Source organism: Bradyrhizobium sp. UBA2491, assembly GCF_002341725.1.
Lineage (GTDB): Bacteria > Pseudomonadota > Alphaproteobacteria > Rhizobiales > Xanthobacteraceae > Bradyrhizobium.
Map to the genome: position 1 here is coordinate 27189 of NZ_DDOP01000056.1, position 457 is coordinate 27645.

1 pseudogene is annotated in these 457 nt (G+C 70.5%); it reads right to left on the reverse strand.

From position 1 onward, the window contains the following. Window positions 1-457 (reverse strand): annotated as a pseudogene (locus tag B2W55_RS18155) (COG4223 family protein); the annotation flags it as partial.

Consider the following 457-nt stretch of genomic DNA (forward strand, 5'->3'; position numbering starts at 1 on the left):
GTCGAGCGCGGCGCGGCGCGCCTCGACCCTGTCGAGCCAGGCTTGCGCGGCAGTACGATCCGCCGGCGGCAGCGATTTCAGTTCGCGCACGGTGAGTGCAAGATCATTATGCACGGCGGCCGATGTCACCCGCGCGACGATGCTGCCGCGATCGGTCCCGGTGCCGTCGGTGCGCTCGATCTGGACCAGCGTGGACGCGCCGGCCCTCAGGCGATCGACCAGCCCGGCGCCGGTCGTTGCCTCCTCCGGCGCAGGCGGCACCAGCTTCGGCACGATCTCGACCAGCTCGCGGCACAGCGTCGCCGGATTCGGCACGCCTGACGTCGCGAACGCATCGAGCGGTTTGAGCGCGTCGGGATTGTCGGCCAGCACTTTCGCCGATTGCAGCGCCGAAGCATAGGGATCGCCATGGCGAACCGCGACGTCCAGCAGCGACGCCGCAACCACGCGGCGCAGC